The organism is Legionella anisa (assembly GCF_001467525.1).
GTDB lineage: Bacteria > Pseudomonadota > Gammaproteobacteria > Legionellales > Legionellaceae > Legionella > Legionella anisa.
This window is the reverse complement of the sequence record NZ_LNXS01000029.1, coordinates 33411-59500: the sequence shown is the minus strand read 5'-3', so window position 1 is coordinate 59500 and position 26090 is coordinate 33411. Positions and strand designations below refer to the sequence as shown.

The window sequence follows — 26090 nt, the reverse complement described above, 5'->3', positions numbered from 1 at the left end:
AGCTATGCCAGCCTTAAGAAGTAATTTTTTATAATGGTGTAAAAAACTGTTCTACATCTTCTTCACTTAAAGCCATTGCCTTGGCCGGATCAGCGGATAAAACGCCTTCAACTAATTGTCTCTTTTTCTCTTGCATTCCTAAAATAGCTTCTTCTACTGTACCCGAAGTGATTAGCTTATAGACAAACACAGGATTTTCCTGACCTATTCGATGAGTTCGATCTGTAGCTTGATCTTCTACTGCAGGATTCCACCAGGGATCATAATGAATTACCGTGTCAGCACGCGTTAAATTAAGTCCAGTGCCGCCAGCTTTCAAACTGATAAGAAAAATTGGAATTTTTCCTTCCTGAAATTTTTCTACCATTGCTTGTCGATGTACTGTTTGCCCCGTTAATTTTAAATAATCATAACTTCTCGCATGCAATTCTTCTTCTATTAACTGCAACATGGAAGTAAATTGTGAGAAAACCAAGACTCGTCTTCCCTCACCTACCAAGTTATCCAATAAATCCATTAAGGCCTCTAGTTTTGCAGATGTACCATGTGCAATCGTTGCTTCAGGCAAAGACAATAATCTAGGATCACAACAACCCTGCCGTAATTTCAGTAGTGCATCCAGCAAAAGGATATGGCTTTTACCCAGGCCCTGCTTTGCAATCGCATCACGAACTTTTTTCTCCATACTCATACGAATTGCTTCATATAGATCACGCTGTTGGCCAATAATTTCGATGGTACGTGTCATTTCTGTTTTAGGAGGTAATTCACGTGCCACCTGATTTTTTGTTCTTCTCAATATAAAGGGCTGTACTCTCTTTGTCAGAACCTCTCGTCGATTCAAATCGGCATATTTCTCAATAGGAGTTCGGAACCAAAGTCTAAATTGCTTCGCATCACCTAATAGACCAGGCATCAGAAAATGAAACAACGACCATAACTCACCTAAGTGATTTTCCAAAGGCGTTCCGGTCAGGCATAAACGATGGGTAGCATGCAATTGCTGAATAATTTGCGTCGTTTTCGTACGCGCATTTTTAATAAATTGCGCTTCATCCAAAATCAGATAATAAAAAGAATAAGTGACAAATTTCTCTTTATCTCGATGGATTAATCCATAAGTAGAAACAACGATATCATAGTCATTAAAATTATCCTGATGACGCTCGGAACCATGATAAATTAAGACCTTTAATGATGGAGTAAAACGTTTGGCTTCAGCCTCCCAGTTCCCTACAAGACTTGTTGGTGCAACAATTAAGGTTGCTGCGTTAATACGACCTTGCTCTTTTTCATATTGCAAATGAGCCAAGGTTTGTATTGTTTTACCCAATCCCATATCATCAGCAAGAATGCCACTGAAATGGCTTGTTCGCAAAAATTGCAACCAATTTAAACCATAGCGTTGATAATCCCTCAGCTGAGCATGCAAGCCAGAAGGTGGTAGTATTTCAGGAATATGGGCTAATTGAGACAATTGTTTTATTTGATCTCTTAAAATTTCAGCGCCTTGCCAACGTGTTTTAGTTGCCGCAATAGCTAATTCAGCTTCACGCATTAAAATAAGTTGATATTTGTTAATTTGTAAGTGTTGATTTTCATCGATACGGCGCACGCCAAATTGAAGTAACAGACGCACCAAAGGTTTAATTCGCCCCATTTCTAACTGCAAAGCCCGTCCGTCATGCAAAGGCATCTTGACTAATTGTGTGTCAGGAAGATTATCCAAATCATTACCACTGTAACGATGAATTAAATCTGCTACCAAAGGTACAATACTGACTGGTTTACCCTCAACCAAAATTCCCAATTGATATGAGAAAAAATCGGTTGCATTTTCATGCAGGTCTGAATACCACTCTACATCATCAGCACGAATCACTTCGTGATACACTGGACTAATACATTCGACTCGCCAACCGCGGCTTTTTAACTCGGGTACTAATTGACTGTAAACAAATTCCAAATCTGCCAAAACATTAATATTCTGCAAAACAAAATCAGCCTGTTTTATTTTTTTCCACTGTTCATTTTCCCAGGCTCTCGGTGTTCTTAACTCAAGTATTTCCTGCACTTCATCCCATTTTGATTGCTCAAAACTCTTATGACGTGTGTATTCAATTAAACGTTCTTCCTGCTGGCATACGACGGTGTTACATTCTTCAGAACCTGCAATCATTAAACCGGCATAATCAAAAAGAATACGTGCCGTAAATAAAGCATGCAGTTCTTCTTCAGAGTCATACAGCCAGGAAGACTCATTATCCGATTCATTAATGGCATCTAGAATAAGCACGGGTACTGGTGTAACGTGTCGAGCTTCTCGCTGTGCAAATACTTGCGGCAAGGGAAACTCGGGACATGTTTTAGCCATTTTGTTTGCTAGTAATTCGGCCTGTTCTATTGGAATTGGAGGTGCTTTCAACAAATAACTCAATTGTTTTATTGGATAGGGAGTAACTAAACGTCCCATTTTGTCTTCGGAACGATTAAAATACCAACTTTCATCCAACAGCAAAGGTTCAAGTACATTCCCTTCATGTGTTAACAATAAATTTTGATTACCATTATGAGATAACACCCATTCACAAGTACCTTGAATCGCCTCACCCAAATGAATCGACTCGTCCTCGTTTTGTATAAAAAAAGCTCGTCCAGTTGCGATAATTCGTTCTAATAATTCGCTATTGCGAATGGTTAATGTATCAAACCAACCTGAAACACCACATTTAAACAGAAGGAGCGCTACCAAATCATTATCATCGCCAATAAAATGCTGTTTTTTAGAATCAGAGAGACTATTAAACGGGATCATTTTTCCATAACCACCACGTTTTAATAGCTTGGCTAAAGCTAACCTAATCACGATTCGATGCTCATAGCCATCCAGTCTTAGGTCTATGAGATAAACTAAATGATGTGTCACTTCGGGTGCTTTTACAATTGCAGCTTCTTGAGCACGCAAATTTTTCAACCAACTATCGAGCCTTTTATCTAATTTATTACCTGCAAAAGATGGAGAGCTTACTTTTTCTCTATCGCGTAGGGCAAATAAACACGCAGCGGCATGTTTGCAATTATATTGATAATTACAAGTGCAATGCGCTAATTTTTTTGGCCAAGATTTCAAATCCATATGTACATCATAAATTTGGCTCGAACTTCCTTTAACTCGACCTTTTAATAGACCGTCGCTAAAACGAATATTGAGCACATGTCCATTTTCAAAATATTCTTGACCTCGCAATAATATTTTGGCATCAAAGACTTCTGGCATTTTTGAGAGTGCTTCATTTAACATAAGCGTGTTTTTTACTGGACAAAGGATCTATTTTAGTCAATTTTTAAATTAATTGACATTTTTATCTTTAAATTAAAGGTTCTTTATATTAGTTTATCGCTCTTTGGAGTCTTTTTAGAGTATATATCATGCAAAATAAGCTTACTGTACTTATGGCACAAATCAATCCCACAGTAGGTGCTTTGGCATCCAATAGGGATCAAATCATAGAGGTTATAAAAAGCAAACAAGCTGATCACAATATAATACTCTTTCCCGAATTGGCTTTAACAGGTTATCCTCCTGAAGATTTGCTCTTTCGTAAGGAATTTCAACACGCAGTTGCTGAACATTTAAAACAGATTCAGGCTGTAACAAAAGATTGCTATGTCCTTGTAGGACACCCAAGTCAAAAAGAGCAGCGACTGTATAATAGCGTGAGTATTTTTTATAAAGGACAAAAAGTCGCAGAATATCACAAGCAAAATTTACCCAATTATCAAATTTTTGATGAAGCACGTTATTTTACTCCAGGAGAAAAAAATCCATGTATTTTAGATGTAAATCAATACAAAATAGGTGTGATTATCTGTGAAGATTTATGGTATCCAGGTCCTGCAGAAGATTTAATTGAGAAAGGAATTTCTGTCTTACTCGTTTTAAATGCATCTCCATTTGATTACAGTAAATATCAAAAACGAGAAAACCTCTTAAAATCTTACGCAAAACGCGGCATATCAATAATCTATGCAAATCAAATTGGAGGCCAGGATGAACTATTATTTGATGGTCAATCGTTAGCAATTGATTCACAAGGCAAGGTTTGTGCGCGATCCCCTGCATTTAAAGAAGATTTACGTACTGTAGCGATCCATGCAAATCATGTTGAAGGCGCATTGTCTCCCCTTCTTGAGTTTGAGCCATTAATCTATGAAGCATTACTGTGTGGTACTCGAGATTATGTGAATAAAAATCATTTCCCTGGAGTTTTGATTGGGCTTTCAGGAGGAATTGACTCGGCACTAACTTTAGCTGTAGCAGTAGATGCTTTAGGAGCAGATCGAGTTCATGCTGTGCTTATGCCTTCACGTTACACCGCGCAAATGAGTAATGAAGATGCTTTAACGCAAATAGAAAAATTGAACGTATCACATTCCACCCTATCGATTGAACCCGCTTTTAATGCCCTAATGACCACTCTTGAACCAGTATTCACAGGGCGAGCTCCCGATACGACTGAAGAAAATATTCAAGCACGAATTCGCGGTGTATTGATTATGGCATTGTCTAACAAAACTGGCAAAATGGTACTTACCACTTCGAATAAAAGTGAATCTGCTGTAGGCTATGCCACGTTATATGGAGACATGGCCGGCGGATTTGCCGTATTAAAGGACGTACTTAAAACTCAAGTTTATGCTCTTGCACGCTATCGTAATAGTCTTTCTGAAATCATTCCAGAACGCGTTCTAACCCGCGCCCCATCAGCTGAGTTAAGAGCTGATCAGACCGATCAGGACAGTTTACCTGACTATGCAACATTAGATGCAATCATTATTGCCTATATGGAGAAAAACTTAACTCCCGAAGAAATAATTCAGCAAGGTTTTGCCGCAGAAACTGTAACAAAAGTAATTCAATTGATTAAGCGCAATGAATACAAACGCCGCCAATCCGCACCAGGAATTAAAATAAGCCCAACCGCTTTTGGGAAAGACTGGCGTTATCCAATCACCAATGGTTTTTGAATTTGCAGAAGCCTGGTTGCTTACAACCGTCTGTAACGTAGCCTGGGTGTAGCGCAGCGTAACCCGGGTTTTTCACTCTTCGATAACCCGGGTTACGCTGCGCTACACCCGGGACGTAAAATATTAACAAGTACCTAAAGACTTAGTTTCGCGCAATTCTGATTGTTCCTGATCAGCAACTTTGCGTTGTTGCCAAAAAGTAGGTAATTGTGAAAGTGCCACATACCTACTTTTATCTAACTTTTTAGGAACTTCTTTTACGGACTCTTCAACGACTTCTACTTTAGACAGAGTAGGTTTATCAGTAGCTATTTTTTCTAAATGAGCCTTCATATGTTGCTCGATCAAGGCAAATTGCTTTAGGTCTATTCTGCCTTTAGATTCCCTAGTTTTATCAACTACCGGCTGTCCCAGCTCATCTTTCTTTGGTAACGCTTGAGATAACATACTCTGTGCTTGCAACACATGAGATAACTTGTTATTCATTTCATGCAATTTCGATGAAGCAATTGATTGAGCAGTATTTAATTGCAGTAAATAAGCTTTTAATGGTAAAACATCTGCTTCATTTAATGCAGCTTTATGATCAGCCAACCAGGAATTCAGTTTTGAATGATCAGTTAAAGTAATGTTATGCGGAACTCCTATACTATTTATCCACCAAAGACTTGTTTCACCCTCTGTACGGCGTAAAACAAAAGTTGATGTCATCCCATTTGCTATAAGCTCATCGTTAGTCAAAGCACTATGCGTTTTGGGATTTTCTGGATTGATAACTAATTGAACTTTAGCGAGATATTGTTCTCTTGCTTTGAGACACTCTCGTTTAATCCGTCTTAAATGCACTGTATTTAATTTTTCTACATCGCGGTCTTCTAATGTCGCCATCTTCTGTGCTAACTCGTCGGTTGGAGTAAGCGGATAAACCTCACCCTTTTCATCGACCCAAGAAATATGGCATTGATCATTTTTATAACTTACAGAAAAAACAGTTTTATCTTGTTGCGTGGATTGACATTGTTTCGCAGCAGCCAAATTATTAAAAACCCTCACGTTTTCAGTTACTTGGCGTGCGCTTTCGCGAGCTGCTTGACGCTCAATTTCTCGTGCTTTCTTATCTTCTAATGTCGCTTTATATTGAGCCATATAGCTATTAATCTCTGTCAATACTTCGTCCTTCAGATCCATCACAAAGTCAGGCATAAGATGATCTGCCAAAGGCTGGTAATCAGGGACTTCGTCGATAAATTCAAGAAAGAGAAAATAATTATAGGAGCTTTTTACATTCCACGCACCCTCACTCATCATGAGCTTTAATTCTTGCAAGCGAGTATATGCGTCGGGAAAGTCTTTCATCACATTAATTGAGTGGCCTATTTTTTCACCGCGAGTTCTGGTGTATTGATAGATCCAACCTGTGATCCATGATTTTACGGGTTTTTCATAATTTTTTTCTGCTCTTTGAGCAATGGCAACTATTCTTTTGCGTCCTTCTTCCGATTCGTTTGCAATTATAGCCACTATTTGTTCAACAAATTCTTTAGATATTTTCAATGGTTTTTTTTTTGGCATTTTTGAAACTCCTTTTCATGATGCAAATTTATCTTTACATTAATATTAATTTCATACAAGCAGAAAATTATTATGCTACATTGATCGCACGCGTATCGTCATGTTAATTTTTCTACATCATGCGAGAATATAATAATTATCTTCGCCGAAACATCACTCCATCAGCTGAAGGTCTAGACTTATTTTTTAAAAGCAAGATTGGACTTATTTTAGGTTTAAAACTTATGTACTAACAGAGTATCTGTCGCATCCACTTCATATCGATTGGCAAAATTATCGCAGCATCTCACATAAAGTATTTTTATACAAAAGATGCCAATTGGAAGTATAGACTCTGTTTTAAATTCTGCCATAAAAATGTATCGATTAAATCTTGAAGATAAAAAATTTCCTATGCGCTTCTCTTTTCTAAAATATGCTCTTCTAGTACTTGCAAATTTAAAGCAACACGTTAACATGATTCGATAAAAAATAATAACAAAGGGATGTTATGAAATTTGCATTTTTTTCAGTTACATTATTAGCAAGTGGTATCGCTGCAGCAGCAACTCCGGTCAATGGATGGTATTCCAGCGCATTTGGCGGATATACTCATTTAAATGGAAATGTATCGAAAAACATTTTGGGATTTCAGTTTGATAACGTTGATTATGAAAGTGGTTTTAATGCTGGATTACGTTTAGGTTATCAATACAATCCTATGCGCTATGAATTGGAATACACTTACTTACGTGCCAATACCCAAAACTTTCAGGTTGATTTCATCGATCAAATCGGGGTAACAGGAAACACCAATGCCAATATAGGTATGGCCAATATTTATTATGATTTTCCCGACGTTATCCTACCCACAATTTCTCCCTTCGTAGGGGTAGGTATTGGATATGCTTACATTCAAACTTCTTTAGAAAGTACAGGTCCATTTGGCGTAACTCTTTTTGACGACCATCAACATGCCTTTGCTTATCAAGGAACTGCCGGGCTCACTTTTAATTTTGCAGAGAACTGGGCATTAAATGCTGCCTATCGCTATTTAGCAACAGCAAGCTCTGGTAGTTTTGGTCGAACATTGCAGGCGCAAATGGGCAGTGCAGGCGTTGTTTATCGTTTTGATACCTGCAATTATAAGTAATTAAGTCATAAGATCTAAAGAAATCTGGGTTGGATTATTTTATCCGTTAGTAATCGCTCAGTCCTCTGTGTTACTGGCTGTCTCTTAGTCACATTAAGAATCTTGGGGAAAAGTCAGCTTGTAGCCTGGGTAAAACGAAGTGAAACCCGGGTTTCGCTGCGCTGCACCCAGGCTACATTTTGAGTGCCTTTCCCTTAAGCTGCCATCATTGACTGAGCACTTACTTTCATGCTTTTTCTTCAGGATGATGGATTTTTGTGGAAGCTAGTGTTTGCGGTTCTTGCCATAAAGTCATAAATAAAACCATAACTAAAGGCCCAACAAACAAACCAAGCAGACCTAAAGTTTCTACTCCTCCAAGAATTCCAAATAACACCGCTAAAAAAGGCAACTCGATTGCACCCCCAATTAATACAGGTTTAACAAAATGATCTGCAACAAACATCACTAAAGTTCCCCAAACCAGAACAATAATTGCGCCAATCATACTACCGAATGAAAACAGAATAATCGCTACCGTAATAAAAACTATAGGCACAACGAATGGAATCATTGCTGCAAGTGCTGTAACAAATCCGACAAGAGTAGGTGCGGGAAAACCAACCAGGCCATAACAAATTCCCATTAAGACCCCCACACCTAACCCAACAACAATAGTTCCATTTACTGTGGCTCTCAATGCTCTAGGGAGTCTGTCTGCATAACGAAACCACCTTTTCCCCAAACACGATTCCCCAACTTGATAAATCTGTACTATTAATCGATCGCCATCCCGATAAAGGAAAAACAAACTCAACAGGGTAAAACCTACTTGAACACTTCGATGCGCTAAGTTGGAGCCTATTTGTTTTACATAATAGCTCGTTGGAGTTAATGATAAGTGAACATTAGACAGCAGGCTTTTAATCATTCCTGGCTTACCAATATAATTATCCCAATAGGTAATCAAATCATTTCCCATAAATGGAAAGTCTTTTAAAAATTCAGGCGCTGCGCCACCTTGTTGATTTATATCTTGCAAGAAATTAATAAATATCTGTAACTCCTTTATCAACAAACCCAATAACCAGCTTAATGGAAGTAGAAACAATAAGCCGATTAAAGTTGTAAAAAGTAAGGCAGATAAATTATCTTTATTCCCAAAAAAATAACGCCATTTTTCATATAAGGGGAAGGTAGCAATAACAATTATGGAAGCCCAGATCAATGATGGAATAAAACGATGAATAATAAATAAACTAAGAACTACAATTCCAACAGTCAAACCCATACTAATGAGCTCTTTATGGTTCTCATTCATTTACGCAAAACTCCATGCTAAAAGTTGCATTATTATCCAAGCAGGCACAGCAGCGAATACATCATCCAACATAATCCCAAACCCGCCGCGTACTTTTTGATCAATATAATCTATAGGTTGTGGTTTCCAAATATCAAAAATTCGAAACAAAATAAATCCCCAAAGCATCCAGATCGCTCCTTTGGGTGCCAAAAACATAGTGAATAAATAACCTACAACCTCATCCCAAACAATTCCTTTATAATCATGCACACCCAAATCCTGGGAAACTTTTTCACTAACCCAAACTCCCAATACAAATGCGATTAGCGTAAAAAAAAGATAAACTACCCAATGAGTCCCCATAAGTAGCAAATAGAGAGGTATCGCAGCTAATGTCCCCCAGGTGCCTGGAGCAGTAGGCATTAAACCACTGCCAAATCCAAAAGCGATGAAGTAAATAGGATCTTGGAACACATTTTTTGCCAAATTGATTTGTCTCATTTCTTTTTCTCTATACTTAGCTCATTTTAAAGGTTGTATCCAAATGCTCTGCAATAGATGAACTCTTGTTCTTGCCTCTACTAAAAATGTGAGTAACCTGCTGGTTTTAACACATGACAGCGATTATTCACATCGTTTATTCTTATACCAGGGGTCGCTTCAATTACTCCAATAGGATAACAATGTAAATGAGCTTCCTTGCACTCATTCATCAATAAAGCCAATCGATGCTCTGGTACTGTAAAACATAACTCATAATCATCACCACCAGTCAATGCCAAGTCAACTGCATTATCAGACCAATACTTATCGAGTAATGTATGTATTGGAATTGCTTCTTCATTGAGACACGCGCCAACATTACTCGCAACACAGACATGATTTAAGTCTGCACTAAGTCCATCTGAAATATCTATAGCTGCAGTTGCATAACGTCGTAAAAGATCAACCAAATCAATTCGAGGTTTGGGATGCAGCAATTTATCCATTAATTCAGATTTATCTTCTTGAGGTATCTTCTGATTTTCAAGAAATTTAATTGCTAAGGCTGCAGCACCCAACTCACCTGAAACTACAATTATGTCTCCAGGTTTAGCTCCACTACGTTGTATCGTTTTGTCTTTTGGTGCAGTACCAAAAACAGTTAGCGTTATTGATAAAGGGCCTCGTGTTGTATCACCGCCTATTAAAGCCATATTAAATTGGCTAAGCGAATCTTTTAATCCTTGCACAAATAAAGTAAGCCACTGTTGATTGAGTTCAGGCAAAGTTAAAGAAAGAGTAATCCAACAAGGATCTGCTGCCATAGCAGCCATATCACTCACATTAGCCATAACTGACTTGCACGCAATGTCATAAGCATTCCATTGTGGAAGAAAGTGTACACCTGAAACCAAAGTATCTGTACTCACCAGTAGGTTCATTCCTTGAGGAACACGCACACAGGCCGCATCATCACCAATACCTAATAATACATCATCCCGTCTGCAATCAAGTGGTTTAAAAAAGTGATCAATAAGTGAGAACTCATTCATGGTGACTGATTTCAATTGAACGCACCTGTTGCGCCAAACTATTTAATACTCCATTAACATAACGGTATCCATCCTGGGAACCAAATTCTTTAGTCAATGATATTGATTCATCTAGAACAACTTTATAAGGAATTTCAGGACAATAGAGTAACTCAAAAGAACCAATACGAAGTACAGTCAGTTCAATTGGATTGAGTCCGTTGATCTCTCTGTCAAGAAATGGAGCAATACGTGCTTCTAAAGTTTCAACATGAGCGGGCACACCGTGCAAAATACGGCAAAAATAATCTACATCCACCTTATCCATATTATTAATGACACGAAATTGTGCCTCAATTTCATGTAATTCGCTTCCTGACATTAACCATTGATAAAGAGCCTGAAGTGCTAATTTTCGGGCTTTTCTTTTACCGCTTATTGACTGCTTTTCCACCTTAACCTCATGAACTCTTCTTAAAAAATCTATAAAGTCCTTCTCTCTTAACTTAAAGAGAAGGGATAAAATCACTATTGGACGGTTCTATTCTTTATTCATCTGATCAATTGTCTGTCTGAAATCACTGACGTCTTTAAAGCGTTTATATACAGATGCAAACCGTACATAAGCAACATGATCCAAACTATATAATTCTTTCATGACCAGCTCACCAATGATCTGAGAATCAATCTCCCTCTCACCTCTACGGCGAATTTCTTGAGTAATTGAAATAATTGATGCTTCCAATGCATCGACACTTACTGGTCTTTTTTCCAAAGCGCGTAACATACCTGAGCGTAAATTAGCAATATTAAATGGCTCGCGCCGGCCATCACGTTTAACGATTAACGGCATGATTAATTCAGCTGTCTCAAAAGTAGTAAAACGTTCATGGCATACAAGACATTCTCGCCTTCGACGCACCTGAGCGCCTTCAGCGACCAGGCGTGAGTCTACTACTTTAGTTTCTTCTGCGTGGCAAAAAGGGCAAAACATAATTATCTATAAACCGGAAACTCACGACATAAAAGCAATACTTGTTCTTTAACTTTTGCTATAGTCGTTTCATTGTTAATATCATCAAGAATATCTGCTATCCAATTTGATAAAAGCGTTATTTCTTTTTCTTTAAATCCTCTTGTAGTTACTGCTGGGGTTCCCAAACGTAATCCACTGGTTACAAAAGGAGAACGAGGATCATTAGGAACCGTATTTTTGTTCACGGTAATATTTGCTTTATCTAAAGCCGAATCCGCATCTTTACCTGTGATGTTCTTATCAATTAAATCAACCAATAATAAATGATTGTCTGTACCACCGGAGACAATCTTGTACCCACGACTCATCAGTACTGACGCCATGGTCCTGGCATTCAATAATACTTGTTGTTGATAGGTTTTAAACTCCGGCAATAAGGCCTCAGCAAAAGAAACAGCTTTGGCAGCAATTACATGCATTAATGGGCCGCCTTGGTTACCAGGAAAAACAGAAGAATTTAATTTTTTCTCTATTTCTTCATTGGCACGGCATAAAATCATCCCACCTCTCGGCCCTCTAAGTGTCTTATGGGTAGTAGTTGTTACCACATCTGCATAAGGAACTGGGGAAGGATAAAGACCCACTGCAATCAAACCAGCAACATGAGCAACATCTGCCATTAAATAAGCGCCAACTTTATCTGCTATTGCTCTGAATCTAGGCCAATCAAGGATACGTGAATAAGCGGAAAATCCTGCGATAATCAGTTTGGGTTTATGCTCCAGAGCCAAACGCTCCAAAGCATCATAATCAATTAAACCAGTTTGCGCATCAACACCATAAGGTATCGCTTCATAAAGCTTACCTGAAAAATTAACTTTGGAACCATGAGTTAAATGACCACCATGGGGCAATGCCATACCTAAAATAACATCACCAGGAGCTAAGAGAGCCATCATTACAGCGGCATTGGCTTGTGAACCCGAATGAGGTTGAACATTAACGTAATCCGCACCAAAAAGTTTTTTTGCGCGCGCAATTGCTAACTCCTCCGCAACATCAACATACTCACATCCGCCATAATAACGCTTACTTGGATATCCTTCAGCGTATTTATTCGTTAATACAGAACCTTGAGCCTGTAAAACACGTGGACTTACATAATTTTCCGATGCAATGAGTTCTACATGCTCTTCTTGGCGGCGTTGTTCATCAACAATAGCTTGATAGAGTTCGTCATCAAAATTTTCTATGGTATAGCTTTGGTCAAACATGAGTAATCCTTGGGAAAATGGTTAAGGTTTAACAATGATGTCATTACGTACCCTGCTAACACCATCCACACTTGCAGCAATAATCCCTGCTCTTTGTTTCAATCTTGGGGAAGCAACAAAACCACTAAGTTGCACTTCATCTTTAAAGGTCTTAACTTGTATTGCTAAACCTGTGCGCCCTAATTGATTCACTAATGTTGCTTTTACCTTAGCAGTGGTAGTCGAACTATCCAAAAACTCTCCTGTGCTTTCACTACCTGGAGATGCAACACATGCTATGATAATTATAGATAAAAGTCCCACAAACAGCATTTTAAGTGAGTTACGCATCCAAAAACTCCCTAAAGAAAAAACGTCATAAGACTACCACAAAATTTACTTGGTTACGAATTGTGAATACAAATCGAAAATAATGCTGCTATTTTGGTTAAAAACCTGTCCCCGGCAGCAAAAAAACATAACCGGGGAATATTAGATCCTGATTCCATTGAATAAGTGCTTTTGAAATTAGTCATTAATTATGACTTTGGGTCCAGATTCTGAAGGATGCTTAACTAACTTGGTTCTTTTTTTTGTCATGTCCATGAACATTGTTTGGCTTGGCATTATTTACAGTAACTTGCTTCTGATCATTTGCATGATGATTATGTCCATGTGTCTTCGCTTGATTAGTAGCCCCTTTTGTTTTTTTATGAGTTCGATGATGAGGGTTAGGATGTCGATAATCATGTGGACGTTCATCGAAACCATAAATTTCGGAATGGGGTTGAGCGGAGTGATAATAACCTGCCTCATAATATTCAGGCTGCGTCATCTCACAGGAAGTTAATAAAGGTAACAAAATACAGCAAGGGATTAAACGCTTCATGAAAACTCCGGAAACACAAATAAAAAAGGGAAGGTGCAACAGAATGCAACTTCCCTATCATCAAATAAGCTATTGCTTATTTTATAAAATTACTTATTTCTTTGCAGTAATCTCAACTTTATCGCCTTTAACACCTTTGTTCAGGTAATTAACGATACGTACAGTGCTGTTTACGTTAGTCCAACCGGAGTAAATAGTGCCGTAAGGACCTTGAATTAAAAGATTCATACCAGAATGGCAGTAACCATAGTAATACAAGCTGATGTAATGAGGCGCATCATAATAGAATATTGTAAAAGGATCTAAGGGAGCTCCATCATCAAAAGAACCGTATACACGGACATTGTCGATACTGTTATTGATGATTTCAATTTCACAATAACCTGGATACATCGTTGATTTACCAGCAGACTTATGATTTTTGTCAGCTTCGGTAGCTTTTGGGTGCAAATGTGCATTTGCTGCAAAAACTTGGCCAATTAAACAAAAACAAAGAGCAAATAACAAGGACTTCAACTTCATGGTTTCTCCTTTGTGTGATGAAAGCAGCATAGTAGCAAAGTGTTGTATTTAGTCAATAGGATATTTTTATAACCATGAAATAAATAAAATTGAAACTTATAAGCACAATAAGAGTAATAAATTCATCTTTCATGTTATATTTGGCAGATTTTAAAAACTTAACGTTTTTTAACCTAGAAAAGCCGTTGACTCAGTGGATTCGCAGAAGGTTTCAACTGCTCTAGGTTTAAGTATTCAGGGGAGCAGCATTAATGAAAAAGCGAATGATCATCATGGGAATAGCCTTATTGATTGTTTTTGGTGGAATCATTGCTTTTAATCTGATCAAGGGAGTATTGATTCAGCGTTTCTTTGCAAGCTACCAACCACCTGCTGTCTCTGTCGCTTCAGCTGTTGCCCAAGCAGTAGACTGGCAACCAACGATTAATGCGGTGGGTAATTTCGTTGCATTTAATGGGGTTGATGTCAGCTCCCAAGCTTCAGGAAACGTAGTGAAAATTGATTTTGAATCGGGACAGTACGTTGATAAGGATGCGCCCTTAATTACGATTGATGACAGCGTTGATCAAGCGATATTAAAATTTAACCAAGCAGAATTAACCCTGAAAACCTTAAGTTATAAGCGTCAAAATGATTTATTCAAACGAGGTGCCTCACCAATTTCCAATGTTGATGAAGCCAAAGCAAATCTCGATCAGGCACAGGCAAAATTGGATCAAACTCAGGCACAAATCAATCAGAAGCATATCACTGCTCCCTTTGCTGGGAAATTAGGTATACGACAAGTCAATTTAGGGCAATTTATCAGTCCCGGACAGACAACAATTGTTACCTTGCAATCACTTGATCCTTTGTATTTAGAGTTTTATCTCCCGGAACAACTCTACAAACGTATTCGGCCTGATCAAACCATTACCTTTTCCGTAGAAGCATTCCCTAATGCTCTTTTTGAAGCTAAGGTCACTGCAATTAATGCTAAAGTGGATGTCAATACACACAATATGTTAGTTCAAGGTACTCTTGCTAATTGCCCTTCGGCAGCAATTAAAGATCCCAAAAACTCTCCATTAATAAAAACCCGAAAAGAGCCCATGGGAAATAAACAAATTATCTCTTGCAGTACCGATTTAAACAGTAAAAATAAAATTCATAATTTTACCTTCGTGCCAGGCATGTTTGCTTCGATTGAGATAAGCCAACCCCCTGAACCTAAAACAGTCATTGTTCCTTCAACGGCTGTATCTTACAGTTTATACGGTAATGCGGTTTACATTATAGAGAAAAATGCAGACGGTAAGAAAAACCCAGATGGTTCCGATCTGCTTACGGTCAAGCGCGTTTTTGTCACCACAGGTGAGCAACGTGGAAATTATACCGTAATCAAAAAAGGAGTTAAGGCAGGACAACTCGTTGTAAGCGCCGGTGAAATAAAATTACAAAACGGTACTCCTGTTGTAATCAATAATGATGTCAAATTAAATGAAGTCAGTAATCCGGATATGTTGGAACAATAAACTATGCGGCGTTGTAATGTAGCCTGGGTGCAGCGCAGCGGAACCCAGGAAGTAGCGCAAACTCAATAAAACCCGGGTTCCGCTACGCTGCACCCAGGCTACGTTTGAGTATGGGCATTGCCCTGTTACAAAAACTTTTTATTCAGGAACAGTTTTATGAAATTTACCGATCTTTTTATCAAGCGGCCTGTACTTGCCATGGTAATTAGTTTGCTCATTTTTCTTTTTGGTATTAACTCCATCTATAACATGCAAATTCGCCAATACCCTCGCATGGATAATACAGTAATTACCATTATGACCGCTTATCCAGGAGCAGATGCGGATCTTATTGCGGGATTCATTACTTCACCTCTAGAAAAAGCGGTAGCCAGTGCAGAAGGGATTGATTATATGACCTCTTCAAGTACACAAGGTTTAAGCACCATCACCCTGAATATTAAATTAAATTTTGATCCGCAAGTAGCCTTTACCGATGTAATGAGCAAAGTGCAACAAACCTTAAACCAACTTCCTAAAGAATCCCAACAGCCGGTTATATTAAAAGCATCGGATAGCTCCACAGCATTAATGTACATCAGCTTGGACAGTACAGAAATGACGCCTCAGCAAATCACGGATTACGCAACTCGTGTCGTACAACCGCAATTGCAAACTGTAGATGGTGTAGCTAAAGCAGAGATTTTAGGTGGAGCAACTTACTCCATGCGAATTTTCCTTGATCCAATTAAAATGGCCGCACTGGGTGTTTCCCCCTCAGATGTTTCTGCCGTACTTGCTAAAAATAATTTCCTCACTGCTGCTGGAAATACTAAAGGTGAATACGTAGCAATCAGTGTCACTGCGAAAACAGATCTTAATGACACCGCACAATTTAGTAATCTGATTGTTAAAAGCGACAAGGGATCTATAGTTCGTTTGCGCGATATCGGTAGAGTCGAATTAGGCTCGCAAGACTATGATACCTCCGTCACATTCAATGGAAAAAAAGCGGTATTTTTATCCATTACCCCTACGCCTACAGCAAATCCTCTTACAGTAATCAGCGATGTAAGAAAAATACTTCCCTCAATCATCAAAGAGTTTCCACCATCTCTTTCAGGAACAATAGTCTATGATGCAACAGAGTTTATTAGAGCATCTTTAGATGAAGTGACCCATACCATTATTGAAGCAGGTCTAATTGTTATCGTAGTCATTTTCTTATTCTTGGGATCGATTCGCTCAGTATTCATTCCCATTGTCACTATTCCTCTGTCATTAATTGGTGTATGCACCTTGATGCTTGTACTCGGATACAGCGTCAACTTACTTACCTTACTTGCTTTTGTTTTGGCTATTGGTTTGGTAGTTGATGACGCAATTGTGGTCGTAGAAAACGTTCATCGTCATATTGAGGAAGGAAAAACTCCTTTTGATGCTGCATTGATTGGGGCTCGAGAAATAGCCACTCCTGTTATTGCAATGACAATTACACTTGCTGCTGTGTATGCACCAATTGGGTTTATGGGAGGACTAACTGGCGCCTTATTTAAAGAATTTGCTTTTACTTTGGCCTGTGCAGTTATCATTTCTGGGATCATCGCTTTAACCCTCTCACCCATGATGTGCTCAAGAGTTTTATCTAAAGAGATTAGTAGTGGCAAGTTTGTTCATTTTCTCGATAATTTTTTCAATAAACTTAAAGTAAAATATCAAAACGCATTACATAGTTTGTTGAACACCCGCGTCATTATGTTGTTTTTTGCAGCGGTTGTTATCATTATGCTGCCTTATCTCTATACTCATACTTCAGCAGAAACAGCCCCTGATGAGGACCAAGGCTTCTTTTTTGTCATGGCGATGATCCCTCAATATGCGACACTTAATTACATTGAAGCGTTCACTAAACCATTCGATGAGATTTATAAAAGTTTCCCTGAAACAGAAAATTATTTTACCGTAAACAACAGCAGCCAAACCATCTCAGGAATGGTATTGAAACCGTGGAATCAACGCAGTAAAAGCCAGTTTGCTTTAAAACAACCCTTGCAAGATAAATTATCACAAGTTGCAGGCTTAAATGCTTTTGCAATTGTTCCTCCTCCTCTTCCAGGCGGCGGGGGCGGTACGCCAGTACAATTCGTCATCAAAACAACGAATGACTTTCAAAGCTTACTCGATGTTTCCAATAAACTGACCGAAAAAGCCCAAAAAAGTGGTTTATTTATTTATGTCGATAATTCACTCAAATTCAATAAGCCACAAATTGTATTAGATATTAATCGTTCCAAAGCTTCAGAAATGGGATTAGATATGCAAGCAGTAGGAAGCAGCTTAACCAGCGCTTTATCAGGCGGTTACGTGAATTACTTTAACTTGGAAGGACGCAGTTATCAGGTAATACCCCAATTAAGCCGCTCATTTCGTATGACTCCCGAGCAATTAGGACAAATTTATGTAAAAACCATGAACGGTACCATGGTTCCCCTTTCAACGGTAGTTACTGCTAAGGAAAAAACGGCACCGAATGCGGCGTCACATTTCCAACAAATGAATTCTGCGACCATTCAAGCCGTCATGATGCCTGGAAAAACGCTAGGCGAAGGCCTGGCATTCTTACAAAATGCCGCCAATGATACTTTGCCTAAAGGTTTTTCCGCTGATTATGGTGGTGAGTCAAGACAGTTTATCCAGGAAGGAAGCGCCCTACTCTTTGCATTCGTCTTTGCAATCATCATTATTTTTTTAGTACTTTCAGCTCAATATGAAAGTTTTCGCGATCCGTTAATCGTTTTAATTAGTGTGCCTATGTCCATCTGTGGCGCTTTAATTCCTTTGAATTTGGGCTTGGCAAGTATCAATATTTATACCCAAGTCGGTTTGATTACCCTAATTGGATTAATTTCTAAACATGGAATTTTAATTGTTGATTTTGCCAATCATTTACAACGTGAAAAAAATCTGGATAGACGAGCAGCAGTAGAAGAAGCTGCTGGCATCAGATTAAGACCCATTCTCATGACGACTGCTGCGATGGTATTTGGGGTTTTACCCTTATTGATTGCCAGTGGAGCGGGTGCTGTGAGTCGTTTTGATATAGGACTAGTCATTGCAACTGGCTTGTTAATCGGAACGGGATTTACTCTGTTTGTAGTTCCCACTTTATATACTTACATTGCAGAAGACCATCGCTCAAAAAAATCCGAACCTCAGTTTGATGAAGCAAAAATTCCAGATGTTCAAGTACCTACTCAAAAACATTAGGAATTGTAGCCTGGGTGAAGCGCAGCGGAACCCGGGATAATTTAAACAGCCCAAAACATAGCAACTATCTTAATATAAAATTAACACCAGCTGCCTAACTTTATGTCTCCTACCTTTTGTAATCAATTCCAAATTTCTTATACTTCATGTAAGAGAGAATTATTATAAAAGGTAAATCATGACTCCTTTTAAACGAATTAACCTAAATTTAATATCGCATCTGGATGCTTTATTATCTGAAAAAAGTGTGAGTGCGGCTGCTGCTAAAGTGTTCGTCAGCCAGCCTGCAATGAGTGCTTCTTTGAAGCAACTTAGAGAACTATTTAAGGATCCGCTGCTTGTTCCCGGTAAAGGGGAATACTTTCTTTCCCCAAAAGCAAAGGAATTACAACCACAATTAGAACAAGTAATGTTTGATTTAAAAAATATCTTGCATCCTAGTGAACGATTCGATCCCCTCCACTCCAAGAGATCATTTAAGATTGCTTTACCTGATTATGTTGAATTAATTTTGTTGCCTTCCTTAATTTCAGCACTCGAAAAACTACCCCATATTGTTATTGAAACGACTATTGAATCAATGGCAGATAATCCGCTCTTATTTATTGATGATAACGTAGATATAGCAATTGGAGCCATTAATGAAAATTCACTTCCTTCGGTACTTAAAGCAGAAAAACTATATGAAGAAGAAATTATTTGTTTTGCGAGCCAAAATAATTCACTCATAAGTAAGCCCATATCTTTAAAAGATTATTTGACCTGTAAACATATTGCCTTTAGTTTTAATCCAGCAAGATACAGCCATTCAGCAGAATATTTGCATAAAAGGAAAAAAGTACGCAATGACATGCTCTTTGTAAAAAATATTTTGCCTGCGATTTTTGCAGTAGCCAATTCCGATACCGTTATTTCCACGGCCCCCAGTTTTTTAATTAATATCTTTTCAGAACAGTTTAATTTAAAAATGCAACCCCTACCGTTCAATCTGGAACCAACCCCTATTTACCTGGTAATGCACAGTAAGAGTCAATATGACGAGGGAGTGCATTGGTTATCCCAATTAGTAAGTTCGAGCATTAAAGATTTGAACAAGTGGTAAAAGACTCGCATGCTTTAAACATCAAGTCTTTCAAATTCCATCAGCAAATGCTCCGGATAAAACTACGTCCATGAGTATCATCAAAAATTTGTATATCACGCATATAAATAATCAATTTTTAATAAGCATTCAAAGCCATTACCATGCGCAGATTGCCTAATTAGCAAGCACATGCAAGGTCATAAAAATGAAATTTTCCACGCATGCAGAACGAATGCAGCATCCACAAGCCAAGTTAATTCCGCAAACTCTCTGGAATACACTTTTTTTTAAAGACCTTCCTAACTCGTTAATCCCCCTAATGCAAGCCTGTGATGAGCACGCGTTAATTTATCGCCTAAAAGCAATCACCCTCCCAGTCTACACTAGAGAAATACTATGTCTCTGGCTAGGGATTGCACTCAGTCATCCTGAATTTAATTCACAATCCCTTCAGCGCATAGGAGATATGTTAGGGGTATCGGATCAATTGATGTTTTACGCAGCAGTTTTATGGGGTAATGAGAATTATTTTAAGGACTTAATGACAAAATATTCTACACGATCATTACAAGATATGATTGCTGCGGATAACTATCTGGCTTTTAGACATAGTGCAGAAAACGGTCATTTATCAATCCTTCAATACTTAGCCGAAAAAGCTCCTGAAAAACTAAAAAAGATGATCACTGCTCAGCATTACTCTGCTTTTAGTTTCGCTGCCGAGAATGGTCATTTAACAGTTCTTCAATTCCTGGCTGAAAAAGATCCTGAAAAACTACAAGAGATGATCGCTGCTATGAACTATTTAGCTTTTAGACTCGCTGCCGAAAATGGTCATTTAACAGTTCTTCAATTCTTGGCTGAGAAAGCACCTGAAAAACTGCAAAAGATGATCGATGCTGATGACTTCCACGCTTTTAGACTTGCTGCAGAAAATGGTTACTTAACAGTTCTTCAATTCTTGGCTGAGAAAGCTCCTAGAAAACTGAGCGCCATGATTGTTAACCAAAACTGCTCCTCTTTTAAAAATGCTGCTGAAAATGGACATTTATCTATCCTTAAGTACATGGCTAAAAAAGCCCCTGAAAAACTGCAAGAAATGATCGCTACTAAGAACTACTCTGCTTTTAGAATCGCTGCCGAAAATGGTCATTTATCAATCCTTGAATACTTGGCCGAAAAAGCTCCTGGAAAATTACACGAGATGATCGCTGCTGAGGGATATCTAGCTTTTAGAGCTGCTGCGGCCAACGGTCATTTATCGGTCCTGCAATTCTTTGCTGAAAAAGCTCCTGAAAAACTGCACGAGATAATCACTGCTCAAAACTACTATGCTTTTACTTTGGCTGCCAAAAACGGTCATTTATCTGTCCTGCAATACCTAGCCGAAGAAGCCCCCGGAAAACTGCAAGACATGATTGCCGCTGATAACTATGAGGCTCTTCATAGGGCTACTTTACATACTCCTGTCATCAACTATTTACTTTCCCAAGCCAATGCTTTGGCTTTTGCAGAACAGCATCATCTTGAGTTTGCGCAACATGTTATCCCTTTTGTGACCCAAAAGCTTGCTGACCTTCAGGTCCAGAAAAATACCATTGAGCACGATAATGCTTATGCAGTATTTGATATCACCTCCCCCGAGGAAGGAAAACTCCTATTTTATGTCTTAAGAAATCTCATCAGACAAAATGATCCCGCACGCAGAGATGATATTTTATTCCTAATCAGCATTCCGTCGGTGAAAGCATTAGCCCATACCGAAGTGACACCGCATCAGCCCAACGAATTGTTGCGTCTTGCCTTAAGTTTAGGGAATGAAACAGCAGCTGAACTCTTATTAGGGATTCCCGCCGTACGCGAGCTTGCCGCACAAAACAACTTTTACCATGCAGAACAACACGGCGCTCTGGATTTACAGGCTCTAGCGCAAGACAGAGAATCTTCCATGACCGCGCTGACGCAAGGGGAGCAGCAACGCCTCAAAAGAGCCATTACACATTATCAGCCCATGCTCAAGCAAGCCAGTGTCCCTGCGGTGATGGAGGATTTATACACTACCCTTACACAACACTATGAACAAAACCCAGCAACCCTCACCATCGAGCATCAAGGCAAACAAACCACGATAACGCTCCCCCTACGCTGGGAAGCATTACAAGCTCTTCATCTCGATGAGCCAACCCATCAAGATGCTCTGAAAGTCTACTATCAACATAAAGTACATTCTGCATGGCGTTATTTATCCAAACCCAACCCCTGGATGCACGAACAGGCCAGTTATGTTTATGTTAATCCGCATAATACCGCCGAAAAGTGGTCCACCTTTGAGGAATACCAATCGCTTATCAGTATGCTTTATTTGGCAGTTATGGATAAAACCATGCCATGTATTGACCATCATACCTTTGAATCACGATGGGAACACTTCATCGATGAGCTCGCACTCATTGGACGCGCACATAACTGGGACAAAACCCGCATTATCACTGATGCCGACGAAAACCAGGTCACTGAGGAATTTGATGATCTCGAAGGCGACAGACCCAGTTGCTTTTCAGGGGTGAAGCGCCGTTTATTCCAATCCGTACTCGGTCATCCTTTTTTTATTCTGCTTACCGAGGACATCATCAAACAAGAAATTCGTGAATTTGTCCGTCAGCATTTTAAAGACTGTATTCATGATACCAATCGCGATGCCATTAAAAGCGCATGGGAGAAAGGCATTATATTGGAAGAGAGAACGAATGAAGATTGGGAAGCCTTAAAAGCCGTTGATATCAGTCAAGAAAAACTGGATGCCTTTATCCGTTCATTAAAAAATAAATATGAGGAAGCACAAATAGTCTCCTTTATACCTTATATCCAGAATAAATTTGCCCTCAATAAGGACAAGGAATCTGAACGGGCACATCTTCTTAAATTCGGCTATCTCCAGCTTGAAGAACTCCTCGAGTCGGATAACGAGCAAAAAAATATACATCAATGCAGCGCTCAAAGACTCAGTCAATTTGGTCTGTTTACTCCAGAAGAATCTTCATCGTCCTCAGAGAAAAACACCCCGAAATGCCAATATGGGTATGTAGTTTGAAAATAAGCAAGCAGAGCAACTGTTTTAAATAAAATTCAAGACAGTTGCTCCATATACCTTTTGTTTAATTTAAACACCTTACATTGTGGCCCCTAATTAACTCAACTTACGATTGAATTTGTGATAATATTTCGTCTTTTATCAGTACAGGTTTAATCATGGATAAAATCTATTCCCCTGAAGCAATTGAAAAAACATGCTATAAAAATTGGGAAAATCATCATTATTTCCAACCTCATGGTGACGGTAAAAAATATTGCATCATGCTTCCTCCTCCTAACGTCACGGGTAGCCTGCACATGGGACATGGTTTTCAGCATACGATTATGGATGCGTTGACCCGTTATCATCGGATGTTAGGTGATAGAACTTTATGGCAACCGGGTACTGACCACGCAGGAATTTCAACGCAACTTGTCGTTGAACGTCAGCTCGAGGCTTCAGGAGTTTCCAGAAAAGATCTTAGCCGTGAACAATTTTTAGAGCGCGTTTGGCAATGGAAAAATGAATCAGGTAATACCATCACACAACAAATGAGACGTTTGGGGACTTCAGTAGACTGGAGTCGTGAACGATTTACCATGGATGAAGGATTATCAGCTGCTGTACAAAAAGTATTTGTGCAACTCTATGACGAAGGACTAATTTACCGTGGAACCCGTCTAGTGAATTGGGATCCTAAGTTAGGTACCGCAGTATCTGATCTTGAAGTACTTTCTGAAGAAGAAGATGGTTTCCTCTGGCATATTCGCTACCCAGTTGTTAACTCAACTGAATCGCTTATTGTAGCTACTACACGTCCTGAAACCATGTTAGGAGACACAGCAGTTGCCGTACATCCTGAAGATCCACGCTTCAAACATCTTATCGGACAACAGGTTCATCTCCCGCTTTGTGAGCGGACCATCCCCATAATCGCTGATGAATATGTCGATAAAGAGTTCGGCAGTGGCTGCGTTAAAATCACACCTGCCCATGACTTTAACGATCATGAAGTAGGTAAACGTCATCAGCTTCCTGTTATAAATATCTTAACCAAAAAAGCCTCTATTAATAAGAATGCCCCTTTAAAATATCAAGGTATGGACCGATTTGTAGCTCGAGAACAAATTATTAAGGATCTGGAAACAGCAGGCTTATTAATTAAAACCGAACCACATAAATTAAAAGTACCTCGTGGCGAAAAATCGCATGTCATTATAGAACCCCTGCTCACCGATCAATGGTATGTAAAAACCCAACCATTAGCTGAACCTGCAATAGCTGCTGTGAAAAACGGTGAAATTCGATTTATTCCAGAAACCTGGACCAAAACCTATTTTCAATGGATGGATAACATTGAAGATTGGTGTATTAGCCGTCAATTATGGTGGGGCCATCGGATACCTGCATGGTATGACAGCAATGGTAATGTTTATGTAGGGTACAGTGAAAACGATGTGCGTTTTAAATACAAAATTAAAGATTCAACGGTACTCAAGCAAGATGAAGACGTTCTAGATACCTGGTTTTCTTCCGCGCTTTGGCCTTTCTCAACACTGGGCTGGCCTGAACGTACCCCTGAATTAGAACAGTTCTATCCGACTTCAGTACTCGTTACTGGTTTTGATATTATCTTTTTCTGGGTTGCTCGTATGATTATGATGGGCTTAAAATTTACCGGAAAAATTCCTTTTAAAGAAGTCTTTATTACCGGATTAATTCGAGATAGTGAAGGACATAAAATGTCCAAATCTAAAGGCAATGTGCTTGACCCGCTGGACATTGTTGATGGAATTGATCTCGAATCACTTATTGCAAAACGAACTTCTAATCTCATGTTGCAATCAGTTCGTGACAAAATAATCAAAAACACACGTAAAGAATTCCCTGAAGGCATTAGTGCCTATGGAACAGATGCCCTTCGCTTTACCTATTGCTCTCTTGCATCTACCGGTCGTAATGTACGCTTTGATATAGGCCGAGTGGAAGGTTATCGCAATTTTTGCAACAAACTGTGGAATGCTGCACGGTACGTATTGCTCAATACCGATGAGGAACAAATAGATTTCGATGACGGGGCATTTCAGTATAGCCCGTCAGATCAATGGATTTTATCCCGTTTGCAACGCACCATAAACAAAGTACATCATTATTTTGAAACGTATCGATTTGATTTGTTATCAAACACGATTTACGAATTTGTTTGGCACGAATATTGCGATTGGTACCTGGAATTATCCAAGCCGGTATTACAAGATGAACATGCATTGGGTGCTTTAAAGCGAGGTACTCGCAGGACCTTGATTCACGTTCTTGATCAAATTCTTAAAATGTTGCACCCTTTAATGCCATTCATTACCGAAGAAATTTGGCAGCGTACTACAAATTTAACCAGTGATGATGGCACGAGCATTATGATTAGCGCTTACCCTCAAGTGAATCATGAATTCATCAATGAGGCGATCGAAGAAGAGTTGGAATGGTTAAAATCAGCGATTCAAGCTGTACGCACCATACGTAGTGAAATGTCGATTTCACCCGCTAAACTTATTCCACTTTATATGCGTAATAGTACACCAGAGCTTAAAGAAAGAGTGGAAAAATATCAGCATACTTTAAAAGCATTGAGTAAATTAAGTCATATTCATTATCTGGGAGCAGATGAAAAGGTGCCCGTATCTGCAACTGCTGTATTAGGTGAAATTGAATTACTCATTCCAATGGCTGATTTAATTGACAAAGATGCAGAGTTGGCGCGTTTAACAAAGGAATTAGCTAAATTAGATAAAGACATTGGGCTTGCCGAAGGTAAATTAAATAACCCTAAATTTACTGATAAAGCACCTGCAGAAATTATCGCTAAAGAACGTGAAAAATTGGCGCAGGCACAGCAAACTAAAGACAAGCTGTTACAACATAAAACCAGGGTAGAGTCATTGTAAAGAAGGGGTCACTCTACACGGAAAAACCGTGATGGGTGTAGGTCTAATCGGAACCCGGGTTTT

General features: G+C 38.9%; 18 protein-coding genes. 7 read left to right on the top strand and 11 right to left on the bottom strand.

Going from position 1 to position 26090, the window contains the following annotated elements; translation table 11 throughout:
• Positions 1–28: 28 nt before the first annotated feature.
• Positions 29–3301, bottom strand: a complete 3273-nt coding sequence (locus Lani_RS09460) for a DEAD/DEAH box helicase (protein ID WP_058388519.1) — start codon at positions 3299–3301, stop codon at positions 29–31.
• Between the two features lie 128 nt (positions 3302–3429).
• Between Lani_RS09460 and Lani_RS09455 the strand changes: the two genes are divergently transcribed.
• Positions 3430–5028 carry an NAD+ synthase gene (locus tag Lani_RS09455; protein WP_019233754.1) on the top strand — a complete coding sequence of 533 codons (1599 nt, stop codon included), beginning with the start codon at positions 3430–3432 and terminating at the stop codon, positions 5026–5028.
• A 123-nt stretch (positions 5029–5151) separates the two neighbouring features.
• Here the strand turns inward: Lani_RS09455 and Lani_RS09450 are convergent, their stop codons facing one another.
• Positions 5152–6600 (bottom strand): hypothetical protein, encoded by a 1449-nt coding sequence (locus Lani_RS09450; protein WP_019233755.1) that lies wholly within the window; start codon positions 6598–6600, stop codon positions 5152–5154.
• A gap of 490 nt (positions 6601–7090) precedes the next feature.
• Between Lani_RS09450 and Lani_RS09445 the strand changes: the two genes are divergently transcribed.
• Positions 7091–7732, top strand: coding sequence for an outer membrane protein (locus tag Lani_RS09445; RefSeq protein WP_019233756.1), 642 nt, complete (start codon positions 7091–7093; stop codon positions 7730–7732).
• 226 nt (positions 7733–7958) lie between these two features.
• Here Lani_RS09445 and Lani_RS09440 read toward each other — a convergent pair whose 3' ends face one another.
• The 9 genes from Lani_RS09440 to Lani_RS09400 all read right to left on the bottom strand — a co-directional run bounded on the left by Lani_RS09440 (position 7959) and on the right by Lani_RS09400 (position 14168).
• Positions 7959–9032: an AI-2E family transporter gene (locus Lani_RS09440; protein ID WP_019233757.1), complete on the bottom strand. Its 1074-nt coding sequence runs from the start codon at positions 9030–9032 to the stop codon at positions 7959–7961.
• Entirely contained in the window at positions 9033–9515 is a 483-nt protein-coding gene (locus Lani_RS09435) for a phosphatidylglycerophosphatase A family protein (RefSeq protein WP_019233758.1), read from the bottom strand.
• An 80-nt stretch (positions 9516–9595) separates the two neighbouring features.
• On the bottom strand, positions 9596–10549 hold the full coding sequence (gene thiL, locus Lani_RS09430) for a thiamine-phosphate kinase (RefSeq protein WP_019233759.1): 954 nt from the start codon (positions 10547–10549) through the stop codon (positions 9596–9598).
• A complete protein-coding gene (nusB, locus tag Lani_RS09425) occupies positions 10542–10982 on the bottom strand; it encodes a transcription antitermination factor NusB (protein ID WP_019233760.1) in 441 nt (146 codons plus the stop codon). The genes thiL and nusB overlap by 8 nt, the downstream gene beginning before the upstream one ends.
• A gap of 87 nt (positions 10983–11069) precedes the next feature.
• Complete coding sequence (gene nrdR, locus Lani_RS09420; RefSeq protein WP_019233761.1) at positions 11070–11522, bottom strand: transcriptional regulator NrdR; 453 nt, start codon at positions 11520–11522, stop codon at positions 11070–11072.
• A 2-nt stretch (positions 11523–11524) separates the two neighbouring features.
• The gene (gene glyA, locus Lani_RS09415) at positions 11525–12778 is read right to left on the bottom strand and encodes a serine hydroxymethyltransferase (RefSeq protein ID WP_019233762.1); all 1254 of its coding nucleotides are present in this window, start codon (positions 12776–12778) and stop codon (positions 11525–11527) included.
• A 21-nt stretch (positions 12779–12799) separates the two neighbouring features.
• Positions 12800–13108 carry a BON domain-containing protein gene (locus Lani_RS09410; protein ID WP_019233763.1) on the bottom strand — a complete coding sequence of 103 codons (309 nt, stop codon included), beginning with the start codon at positions 13106–13108 and terminating at the stop codon, positions 12800–12802.
• A 220-nt stretch (positions 13109–13328) separates the two neighbouring features.
• Positions 13329–13646, bottom strand: a complete 318-nt coding sequence (locus Lani_RS09405; RefSeq protein ID WP_058388518.1) for a hypothetical protein — start codon at positions 13644–13646, stop codon at positions 13329–13331.
• A 93-nt stretch (positions 13647–13739) separates the two neighbouring features.
• The gene (locus Lani_RS09400; protein ID WP_019233765.1) at positions 13740–14168 is read right to left on the bottom strand and encodes a hypothetical protein; all 429 of its coding nucleotides are present in this window, start codon (positions 14166–14168) and stop codon (positions 13740–13742) included.
• Positions 14169–14419: 251 nt separating this feature from the next.
• Between Lani_RS09400 and Lani_RS09395 the strand changes: the two genes are divergently transcribed.
• The 5 genes from Lani_RS09395 to Lani_RS09375 all read left to right on the top strand — a co-directional run bounded on the left by Lani_RS09395 (position 14420) and on the right by Lani_RS09375 (position 26027).
• A complete protein-coding gene (locus tag Lani_RS09395; RefSeq protein WP_019233766.1) occupies positions 14420–15682 on the top strand; it encodes an efflux RND transporter periplasmic adaptor subunit in 1263 nt (420 codons plus the stop codon).
• Between the two features lie 156 nt (positions 15683–15838).
• Entirely contained in the window at positions 15839–18928 is a 3090-nt protein-coding gene (locus Lani_RS09390) for an efflux RND transporter permease subunit (RefSeq protein ID WP_019233767.1), read from the top strand.
• A 175-nt stretch (positions 18929–19103) separates the two neighbouring features.
• Positions 19104–20030: a LysR family transcriptional regulator LelA gene (gene lelA / locus Lani_RS09385; protein ID WP_085956444.1), complete on the top strand. Its 927-nt coding sequence runs from the start codon at positions 19104–19106 to the stop codon at positions 20028–20030.
• A gap of 187 nt (positions 20031–20217) precedes the next feature.
• Positions 20218–23103 carry an ankyrin repeat domain-containing protein gene (locus Lani_RS09380; protein WP_058388517.1) on the top strand — a complete coding sequence of 962 codons (2886 nt, stop codon included), beginning with the start codon at positions 20218–20220 and terminating at the stop codon, positions 23101–23103.
• Positions 23104–23261: 158 nt separating this feature from the next.
• Positions 23262–26027 (top strand): valine--tRNA ligase, encoded by a 2766-nt coding sequence (locus Lani_RS09375; protein ID WP_019233770.1) that lies wholly within the window; start codon positions 23262–23264, stop codon positions 26025–26027.
• Positions 26028–26090: the final 63 nt, after the last annotated feature.

What these genes read in the sequence shown, in the direction of transcription:
- Lani_RS09460 (WP_058388519.1), bottom strand. Translation starts at nt 3,301, where the DNA reads ATGTTAAATGAAGCACTCTCAAAAATGCCAGAAGTCTTTGATGCCAAA.
- Lani_RS09455 (WP_019233754.1), top strand. Translation starts at nt 3,430, where the DNA reads ATGCAAAATAAGCTTACTGTACTTATGGCACAAATCAATCCCACAGTA.
- Lani_RS09450 (WP_019233755.1), bottom strand. Translation starts at nt 6,600, where the DNA reads ATGCCAAAAAAAAAACCATTGAAAATATCTAAAGAATTTGTTGAACAA.
- Lani_RS09445 (WP_019233756.1), top strand. Translation starts at nt 7,091, where the DNA reads ATGAAATTTGCATTTTTTTCAGTTACATTATTAGCAAGTGGTATCGCT.
- Lani_RS09440 (WP_019233757.1), bottom strand. Translation starts at nt 9,032, where the DNA reads ATGAATGAGAACCATAAAGAGCTCATTAGTATGGGTTTGACTGTTGGA.
- Lani_RS09435 (WP_019233758.1), bottom strand. Translation starts at nt 9,515, where the DNA reads ATGAGACAAATCAATTTGGCAAAAAATGTGTTCCAAGATCCTATTTAC.
- thiL (WP_019233759.1), bottom strand. Translation starts at nt 10,549, where the DNA reads ATGAATGAGTTCTCACTTATTGATCACTTTTTTAAACCACTTGATTGC.
- nrdR (WP_019233761.1), bottom strand. Translation starts at nt 11,522, where the DNA reads ATGTTTTGCCCTTTTTGCCACGCAGAAGAAACTAAAGTAGTAGACTCA.
- glyA (WP_019233762.1), bottom strand. Translation starts at nt 12,778, where the DNA reads ATGTTTGACCAAAGCTATACCATAGAAAATTTTGATGACGAACTCTAT.
- Lani_RS09410 (WP_019233763.1), bottom strand. Translation starts at nt 13,108, where the DNA reads ATGCGTAACTCACTTAAAATGCTGTTTGTGGGACTTTTATCTATAATT.
- Lani_RS09405 (WP_058388518.1), bottom strand. Translation starts at nt 13,646, where the DNA reads ATGAAGCGTTTAATCCCTTGCTGTATTTTGTTACCTTTATTAACTTCC.
- Lani_RS09400 (WP_019233765.1), bottom strand. Translation starts at nt 14,168, where the DNA reads ATGAAGTTGAAGTCCTTGTTATTTGCTCTTTGTTTTTGTTTAATTGGC.
- Lani_RS09395 (WP_019233766.1), top strand. Translation starts at nt 14,420, where the DNA reads ATGAAAAAGCGAATGATCATCATGGGAATAGCCTTATTGATTGTTTTT.
- Lani_RS09390 (WP_019233767.1), top strand. Translation starts at nt 15,839, where the DNA reads ATGAAATTTACCGATCTTTTTATCAAGCGGCCTGTACTTGCCATGGTA.
- Lani_RS09380 (WP_058388517.1), top strand. Translation starts at nt 20,218, where the DNA reads ATGAAATTTTCCACGCATGCAGAACGAATGCAGCATCCACAAGCCAAG.
- Lani_RS09375 (WP_019233770.1), top strand. Translation starts at nt 23,262, where the DNA reads ATGGATAAAATCTATTCCCCTGAAGCAATTGAAAAAACATGCTATAAA.